This window comes from Amaricoccus sp. (genome assembly GCF_036846665.1).
GTDB lineage: Bacteria > Pseudomonadota > Alphaproteobacteria > Rhodobacterales > Rhodobacteraceae > Amaricoccus.
The window spans coordinates 1-8,643 of record NZ_DAIUBO010000169.1; the positions used below are offsets into that span (position 1 = coordinate 1).

9 protein-coding genes are annotated in these 8,643 nt (G+C 69.6%); 8 read left to right on the forward strand and 1 reads right to left on the reverse strand.

From position 1 onward, the window contains the following. The 8 genes from V7050_RS15020 to ccoS form a co-directional block, all read left to right on the forward strand. Positions 1-696 (forward strand): cbb3-type cytochrome c oxidase subunit I (locus V7050_RS15020; protein WP_324410752.1); only part of this gene is annotated, 696 nt, incomplete at its 5' end. 12 nt (positions 697-708) lie between these two features. Continuing rightward, positions 709-1,536, forward strand: a complete 828-nt coding sequence (gene ccoO, locus V7050_RS15025; RefSeq protein WP_324369260.1) for a cytochrome-c oxidase, cbb3-type subunit II — start codon at positions 709-711, stop codon at positions 1,534-1,536. Between the two features lie 10 nt (positions 1,537-1,546). Further along, on the forward strand, positions 1,547-1,729 hold the full coding sequence (locus tag V7050_RS15030; protein WP_324369258.1) for a cbb3-type cytochrome c oxidase subunit 3: 183 nt from the start codon (positions 1,547-1,549) through the stop codon (positions 1,727-1,729). Then, positions 1,719-2,588, forward strand: coding sequence for a cytochrome-c oxidase, cbb3-type subunit III (gene ccoP / locus V7050_RS15035; RefSeq protein ID WP_324369256.1), 870 nt, complete (start codon positions 1,719-1,721; stop codon positions 2,586-2,588). The genes V7050_RS15030 and ccoP overlap by 11 nt, the downstream gene beginning before the upstream one ends. Before the next feature lie 273 nt (positions 2,589-2,861). Continuing rightward, a complete protein-coding gene (gene ccoG, locus V7050_RS15040) occupies positions 2,862-4,292 on the forward strand; it encodes a cytochrome c oxidase accessory protein CcoG (protein WP_324369255.1) in 1,431 nt (476 codons plus the stop codon). Beyond that, a complete protein-coding gene (locus V7050_RS15045; RefSeq protein ID WP_324369253.1) occupies positions 4,289-4,759 on the forward strand; it encodes a FixH family protein in 471 nt (156 codons plus the stop codon). The genes ccoG and V7050_RS15045 overlap by 4 nt, the downstream gene beginning before the upstream one ends. Continuing rightward, on the forward strand, positions 4,756-6,966 hold the full coding sequence (locus V7050_RS15050) for a heavy metal translocating P-type ATPase (RefSeq protein WP_324369251.1): 2,211 nt from the start codon (positions 4,756-4,758) through the stop codon (positions 6,964-6,966). Before V7050_RS15045 ends, V7050_RS15050 begins: the two co-directional genes overlap by 4 nt. After that, a complete protein-coding gene (ccoS, locus tag V7050_RS15055; RefSeq protein WP_324369249.1) occupies positions 6,963-7,157 on the forward strand; it encodes a cbb3-type cytochrome oxidase assembly protein CcoS in 195 nt (64 codons plus the stop codon). Before V7050_RS15050 ends, ccoS begins: the two co-directional genes overlap by 4 nt. On the opposite strand, the gene kynU is transcribed toward ccoS, so the two are convergent. After that, complete coding sequence (kynU, locus tag V7050_RS15060; protein ID WP_324369247.1) at positions 7,150-8,409, reverse strand: kynureninase; 1,260 nt, start codon at positions 8,407-8,409, stop codon at positions 7,150-7,152. The two genes, ccoS and kynU, sit on opposite strands and share 8 nt — an antisense overlap. Positions 8,410-8,643: the final 234 nt, after the last annotated feature.

Genomic DNA, 8,643 nt, shown 5'->3' on the forward strand with positions numbered 1-8,643 from the left:
TTCTGGGCGCTGATCTTCCTCTACATCTGGGCCGGCCCGCACCACCTGCACTACACCGCCCTGCCCGACTGGGCACAGGTGCTGGGCATGGTGATGTCGATAATCCTCTGGATGCCGTCCTGGGGCGGGATGATCAATGGCCTGATGACGCTGCAGGGCGCCTGGGACAAGCTCCGGACCGACCCGGTGCTCCGCATGCTGGTGGTCTCGGTCGGCTTCTACGGCATGGCGACCTTCGAGGGGCCGATGATGTCGATCCGCTCGGTCAACTCGCTCAGCCACTACACCGACTGGACCATCGGCCACGTGCATTCCGGCGCACTCGGCTGGAACGGCATGATCACCTTCGGCGCGCTCTACTACTTGGTGCCGCGACTCTGGAACCGCGAGCGGCTCTATTCGATCAGCCTCGTCTCCTGGCACTTCTGGCTCGCGACGATCGGCATCGTGCTCTACGCCGCCTCGATGTGGGTCACCGGCATCATGGAAGGGCTGATGTGGCGCGAGGTCGATGCACAGGGCTTCCTGGTGAACTCTTTCGCCGACACCGTCGCGGCCAAGTTCCCGATGTACGTCGTGCGCGCGCTGGGCGGGGCGCTGTTCCTGACGGGTGCATTGATCATGGCCTACAATCTCTGGAAGACCGCCGTCGGCGCAGGCGAGACCGCATCCGCCCGCCCGGTTCCGGCCGAATAGGAGGGCGGCGGCATGGCCGACAACGACAAGATCCTCGATCCCGAGAAGGATCCGAACGTCTCCACGATCTCGGATTTCCCCGACGAGATCCCCAACGAGCTCCCACACCAGAGCTGGGTGTTGCGCAACCACAGCAAGCTCGAGCGCAACGCCTTCCTCCTGCTCGTCTTCAGCCTCATCGTGGTGTCCATCGGGGGGATCGTGCAGATCGTGCCGCTCTTCTACCTCGACAACACCATCGAGGAGGTGGACGGCATGCGGCCGTATTCACCGCTCGAGCTTGCGGGGCGCAACATCTACGTGCGCGAAGGCTGCTACGTCTGCCACAGCCAGATGATCCGCGTGATGCGCGACGAGGTCCAGCGCTACGGTCACTATTCGCTGGCCGCGGAATCGATGTACGATCATCCCTTCCAGTGGGGCTCGAAGCGGACCGGCCCGGATCTCGCGCGGATCGGCGGACGCTATTCCGACGACTGGCACCGGGCGCATTTCGAGAACCCGCGGGATCTGGTGCCCGAATCGATCATGCCGGCCTATCCCTGGCTCGCCCGCACGCCGATCAATTCGGAGAACATCGAGGCGGTCATGCGCGCCAACCGGGCCTCCGGCGTTCCCTATACCGACGAGATGCTCGCCGAGGCGCGCGCCGATTTCCGCACCCAGGCCGATCCCGACACCGGCGACGTGGATGCACTGCTCGCCCGCTATCCCAAGGCGCAGGCACGCAATTTCGATGGGGCTCCCGGCGAGAGCGAACTCGACGCGGTCATCGCCTATCTGCAGATGCTCGGCACACTCGTCGACTTCTCGACCTTCGAGCCGGACGCCAGCCGGTGAGGGCTGCAGGATGGAGACCTATTCCACCCTCCGCGCCTTCGCCGACAGCTGGGCCCTGGCCGTCATCTTCCTGTTCTTCGTGGGCGTGGTGCTCTGGGTGTTCCGCCCCGGCTCCAGCAAGACCTACAAGGACACCGCGAACATGATCTTCCGCAACGAAGACAAGCCCAAGGACGAAGACGATGGCCGATAGGCGCGATGTCGACGAGGCGACGAACACCCGGACCACCGGCCACGAATGGGACGGCATCAAGGAACTCGACACCCCGATGCCGCGCTGGTGGCTTTGGTCCTTCTACGCCACGATCGTCTGGGGGGTCATCTATATGATCCTGATGCCGGCCTGGCCGCTGGTCAGCGGCGCCACGCCGGGCCTGCTCGGCTATTCCAGCAGGGGCGCCGTCGAAAGGGACATCGCCGAGGCCGAGGCCGTCAACGCACCGCTCGACGCGCAGCTGATGAGCGTCGACATCGCCAGCATAGCCGAGGACCCGGACATGCTGCGCTATGCCATCGCCGGCGGCGGCGCGGTCTTCCGCAACAATTGCTCGCAATGCCACGGGGCCGGTGGCCAGGGCGCGCTCGGAGGATACCCGAACCTGGTCGATGACGACTGGCTCTGGGGCGGGACCACCGAGGAGATCTATCAGACGGTCACCCATGGCATCCGCTACGAGGCCGACCCCGACACGCGCTTCAGCCAGATGCCGGCCTTCGGCGACATCCTCGAAGCCGACGAAATCGCGGGCCTCGCGGAATACGTGCTCTCGCTCTCGGGCGCGGACCATGACGCCGATCTCGCGGCCGCCCATCAGCAGACCTTCATCGACAATTGCTCGGCCTGCCATGGCGAGGACGGCACCGGCATGCGCGACCAGGGCGCCCCGAGTCTGGCCGACGGGATCTGGCTCTACGGCGGCGATCGCGACACCATCGTGGCGACGATCACCGATGCCCGCTACGGCATCATGCCCGCCTTCCAGAACCGCCTGACCGATGCGGAGATCCGCAAGGTGGCCGTCTACGTCCACGGCCTGGGCGGCGGCGAATAGCCGCGCCGGCGGGATGCGACAGAGCTCGGTCCCGCACGGTCGGGGCCGGTCGGGACGATGCGATCCGATTCGGGCGAATCCGGGCAAGCCCGAAGCCCTGCCCGGCGGCGAAGGCTTCGCCGCGGCCGCTCCGGGCCTTCGCCCTCCCGCTGCGGGACGCGATCCCGACCCGGAACACGCCGGCGTGATCGCGCCATTGATCGCGATGACCGTCCTCCGATACAAATGTTCCGGCGTCCCTGACGGGAGCCGCTGCCCTCGAAAGGCACGATCGTGACCAGCACTTCCGAGACCCCGCCGCCCCTCTTTGCCGCGCGCGAACCGATCTTTCCGCGCCGCGTCTCGGGGAAATTCCGCACGCTCAAATGGTGGATCCTCGGCGTCACGCTGGCGATCTACTACATCACGCCCTGGATCCGCTGGGACCGCGGCCCCTCGCTGCCCGACCAGGCGGTGCTGGTCGATCTGGCGAATCGGCGCTTCTACTTCTTCTTCATCGAGATCTGGCCGCAGGAATTCTACTTCGTCGCCGGCCTGCTGATCATGGCCGGGCTCGGGCTCTTCCTCTTCACATCAGCACTCGGACGGGTCTGGTGCGGCTATACCTGCCCGCAGACCGTCTGGACCGACCTCTTCATCCTGGTCGAGCGCTGGATCGAGGGCGACCGCAACGCGCGCGTGCGCCTCTGGAACGCGCCCTGGGACACGAAGAAGATCCGGCTGCGCGCGACCAAATGGGGCGTCTGGCTCCTGATCGCAGTGGCGACGGGCGGCGCCTGGGTCTTCTATTTCGCCGATGCACCGACCCTGCTCGGCGAGATCCTGACCGGCAGGGCGCCGGCCGTCGCCTATCTCTCGGTGGCGACCCTGACCGCGACGACCTTCACCTTCGGCGGCTTCATGCGCGAGCAGGTCTGCATCTACATGTGCCCCTGGCCGCGCATCCAGGGCGCGATGATGGACGAGCAGACGCTCACCGTCGCCTATCGCGACTGGCGGGGCGAGCCGCGCGGCAAGCACCGCAAGGCCGCGGGCGCCGAGCAGCTCGGCGATTGCATTGACTGCAACGCCTGCGTGAACGTCTGCCCCATGGGCATCGACATCCGCGATGGCCAGCAGCTCGCCTGCATCACCTGCGCGCTCTGCATCGATGCCTGCGACGACGTCATGGAGAAGGTGAACAAGCCCCGCGGGCTCATCGACTACATCACGCTCGCCGACGGCGAGCGCGAGCGCGCCGGCGGCCAGGATGCGCCGGTCTGGAAGCAGATCCTGCGCCCGCGGGTCATCCTCTATTTCGTGCTCTGGTCGGCCATCGGCCTGGGCCTGCTGGCCGCGCTCTTCCTGCGCACGGATGTCGCCTTCTCCATCGAGCCTGTGCGCAACCCCGTCAACGTGGTGCTCTCCGACGGCTCGGTGCGCAACGCCTACGAGCTCCGCCTGCGCAACATGACCGGCTTCGACCGCGCCTTCCGCCTCTCGGTCGAGTCGCCCGATCCGGTGGCGCTGACGCTCGAAGGCGTCGAGGGGCTCGACGTCAGCGTTCCCGCCGACGCCACCTACCGCCAGCGCGTCTACCTGACCGCACCCCCAGGAAGTGCGGCAGGCGCCGGCGCCCTGACGGACCTCGACCTCGTGCTCGAGGACACGAACACGGGCCAGGTCGTCCGCGAGGGCACCGTGTTCCACGGGACCGGGGAATGAGCATGGCGACCGGGCGGCCACTGACCGGGCGTGCGGTGCTGCTCATCTCGCTCGGCGCCTTCGGCGTGGTGATCGCGGCCAATGCGGTGCTCGCCTTCTTCGCGGTTGAGACCTTCTCCGGGCTCGTGGTGCCGAACAGCTATGTCGCCAGCCAGGATTTCGACCGCCGCCGGGCGGCGCAGCTGGCGCTCGGATGGGAGGTGGGCCTGGAATATTCCGACGGCGTCCTCGCGCTGGCGATGAAGGATGCCGGCGGCGGGACGGTGCGTCCCGCGGCGCTTTCGGTCAGCGTCGGGCGGCCGACCGAGGCGCGCGACGACCGGGTGCTCGAGATGCAATCCACCCTCGACGGCGCGGCGGCACCCATCGTGCTGGCCCCGGGCAACTGGCGCGTCGAGATCGCCGCCACCGCCGAGGACGGCACGCTCTTCCAGCAGAGCCGGGCGATCTTCGTGCCCTCGCCATGACCGACGCGGCGCTCCCCACCTCCCAGGGATGCGCCGCCTGCGCCGCCGTGCCCGAACCTCGGGGACTGCCTGCGAGGCCTGCGGCCGAGATCCCGCTCCGCCGCTTCGAGATCGCGCTGCCGGAGATCCACTGCGCCGCCTGCATCACCGGGGTCGAGCATGTGCTGGCCGGCGAGCCGGGCGTGGCCGGCGCCCGCGTCAACCTCACGCTCAAGCGGGTCGCCGTCACCGCGGAGGACCGGCCCGGCACCGAGGCCCGGCTGATCGACGCGCTCGAATTCCGCGGCTATGCGGCGCGCCCCCTCGACAGCGCGGCGCTCGAGGCCACCCGGACCGATGCGACGGGGCGCGACCTGCTGGCACGGATCGGCGTAGCCGGTTTCGCAACGATGAACGTGATGCTCCTGTCGATCGCGGTCTGGTCGGGAGCGGAGGGCAGCACCCGCGACTTGATGCACTGGGTCTCGGCCGCTATCGCGCTCCCGGCGATCGCCTTCGCCGCGCAGCCCTTCTTCCGCAACGCCATCGCCGCGCTCTCCGCCCGCCGCCTCGACATGGACGTGCCGATCTCGACCGCGATCCTGCTCGCGCTCGGTGTCTCGGTCTGGGAGACGTTGCATTCCGGCGCCCATGCCTTCTTCGACGCGGCGCTGATGCTCACCTTCTTCCTGCTCGTCGGGCGTTACCTCGCGCATCTGACCCGCGCCTCGGCACGCTCCGCCGCGGCCGAGTTGGCCGCACTCGAAGTACGGCTCGCGCAGCGGATCGGCGCGGACGGGAGCCTCGAATCGGTGCCGCTCGACGCGCTCAGACCCGGCGATCTGATTGCCGTCGCTCCCGGCGGCCGGGTGCCCGTGGACGGCACGATCGTGGAGGGCCGCTCCGAGATCGACCCCTCCATGCTCACCGGCGAGACCATGCCCGCCGCCGTCGGCCCCGGCGCGGCGGTGAGCGCGGGGATGATGAACCTCTCGGGGCCGATCCGCGTGCGCGCAGAGGCCCTGGGCGACGACACGCTGCTCAAGCAGATCGCGCGGCTGGTGGAAACCGCCGAGCGCAGCCGCAGCCGCTACGCCTCCCTCGCCGACCGGGCCTCGCAATTCTACAGCCATACCGTCAACCTGCTCGCCGCCGCGGCCCTGCTCGGCTGGGGCCTCGCGACGCAGGACTGGCGCCTCGCGATCAACATCGCCGCCGCCGTGCTCATCATCACCTGCCCCTGTGCCCTGGGCCTGGCCGTGCCGGCGGTGCTTACGGCCGCCTCTGGACGGCTTTTTCGGCAGGGCATCCTGCTCAAGGACGGCGACGCCTTCGAGCGCCTCGCCCGCGTTAATGCGGTGGTCTTCGACAAGACCGGGACCCTGACCACCGGCCGGCCGGTGCTGACCAATGCCGCCGAGCTGCCCGACGGCGCCCTCGCCGCCGCGGCGGCGCTGGCCGCGGGCAGCGCGCATCCGCTCGCCCAGGCGATTTCCCGGTCGGCCGCCGAGGCCGGGCTTCGCATCGCGCCGGTGGCGGATCTGCGTGAGCATCCGGGCCTCGGCTCCGAGGGCTGGCGCGGCGAGACCCGGCTGCGCCTCGGTCGCGCCGAATGGGTGGGGGGCGCGACGCCCGTCGACAGGACCGCCGCCTGGCTGCGCATCGGCGACGCCACCCCGGTCTGCCTGACCTTCCAGGACGAGTTGCGCCTGGAAGCGGCCGAAACGATCCGCCGCCTGCGCGCGCGCGGCCTATCCGTGAGCCTCCTCTCCGGCGACGCCGAGGGGCCGGTGCAGGCGATGGCCGAGGCTGTCGGGATCGACGAATGGGTGGCCCGGGCGACGCCGGCCGAGAAGGTCGCGCATCTCCAGTCCATGCAGGCGGGCGGGGCGCGGGTGCTGATGGTGGGGGACGGGCTCAACGACGCCGCGGCGCTCGCGGCGGCGAATGTCTCGATCTCGCCATCGAGCGCAGTCGACGCGAGCCGCAGCGCCGCCGACCTGATCGTGCTCGGCGACCGGATCGACCGGGTCGTCGACGCGCTCGCCCTCGCATTGGTCGCCCGCCGCCGGATCCTCGAGAACTTCGTGCTCGCCTTCCTCTACAACGTCGTCACCGTGCCGATCGCCTTCGCCGGCTTCGTGACCCCGCTCATCGCCGCGATCTCCATGTCGGCGAGCTCGATCGTCGTGGCGCTCAACGCCATGCGGCTGGGACGGACGCCGTGAACATCCTCGCCGTCCTGATCCCGGTGTCGCTGCTTCTCGGGGCAGCGGGGCTGCTCGCCTTCTTCTGGTCGCTGCGCCACAACCAGTTCGAGGATCTCAAGGGCCACGCGACCCGCATCCTCTCGGACCGCTACGACGACGAGCCGGCCGCGGATGCCCCGCCCCGCAAGGACGACGCCCCGCTCAGGTGACCGCCGCCCGCGCGCGATAGCGCGGGCTCTCCCAGGCCCGGCCGGCGAGGACCTGCTGCAGCGTGCGCGCCGCACGCACCACATCCACATGCCGCAGATAGAGCGGCGCGAAGCCGAAACGCAGGATGTCCGGCATGCGGAAATCGCCGACCACGCCCCGCGCGATCAGCGCCTGCATCACCGCATAGCCCTCCGGATGGGTCAGCGCCACCTGGCTGCCCCGCTCCTCCGCCTCCCGCGGGCTGAAGACGCCGACGCCCAGGGGGGCGCAGCCCGCCTCCGCCAGCGCCAGGAACCGCTCGGTCAGCGCGACGCTCTTGGCCCGCACCGGGGCGAGCCCCGCCTCCGCCGTCAGCGCCAGCCCCGCCTCCAGGGCACGCATCGACAGGATCGGCTGGGTGCCGCAGAGAAACCGCCGGATGCCGGACGCCGGCGCATAGTCCCGGGCGAAGTCGAAGGGCGCCGCATGGCCCCACCAGCCCGAGAGCGGCTGGCGGATGTCCCCGTGGTGACGCGCCGCGGCATAGACGAAGGCGGGCGACCCCGGCCCGCCATTGAGATATTTGTAGGTGCAGCCCACGGCGAGATCGGCGCCGGCATCGCCCAGCCCCACCTCCATGATTCCCGCGGAATGGCAGAGATCCCAAAGCGCCACCGCGCCGGCGGCATGGATGCGCGCGGTGACCTCCCGCAGGTCGCGCCGCCGCCCGGTTCGGTAATCCACCTGGTTGACCAGCACCACCGCCACGTCCTCGTCGACGAGATCGAGCAACTCCGGCCCGTCCACGCCCTCGAGGCGCAGCCCCAGGTCGGGCCGCGTGGCGAGAACGCCCTCGGCCACGTAGAGATCGGTCGGAAAGCTGCCACCCTCCGCCACGATCACCCGCCGGTCGGGCCGCAGGCTCAGCCCCGCATGCAGCGCCTTGTAGAGATTGAGCGAGGTTGTGTCGGTCACCACGACCTCGCCCGCGCCCGCCCCGATCAGCGGCGCCAGCATGTCGCCGAGGCGTGTCGGGAGATCGAACCATCCCGCGCTGTTCCAGCTGCCGATCAGCCCGTCCGCCCATTCGCGCCGCGCCGCCTCGTCGAGCGCCTCCAGCGCCGCCAGCGGCGCCGGGCCGAGCGAATTGCCGTCGAGATAGATCGTGCCGGGCGGCAGGTGGAACCTCTCGCGGAAGCCGGCCAGCGGGTCGGCGGCATCGGCCACCTCCGCATCGGCGAGCGCGGCGGCCCAGAAGGCGTCATCGGTCATCGCAGGATCCTCCCAGGCCAATGACCGGAGATTTGCACCTCGCGTCGGCCGCGGCAAGTCGTGGCGCGCGCAGTGCAATTCGCTTGACGCTCAGGTCGGCGCTGCCTAAAACGCGCCGGTGATGCGGTGGAAAGGCGCCTGCGGCGTTCCCATATCCTGCCGGTATCGCACAGCGCGGTTGTAGCTCAGTCGGTTAGAGTGCCGGCCTGTCACGCCGGAGGTCGCGGGTTCGAG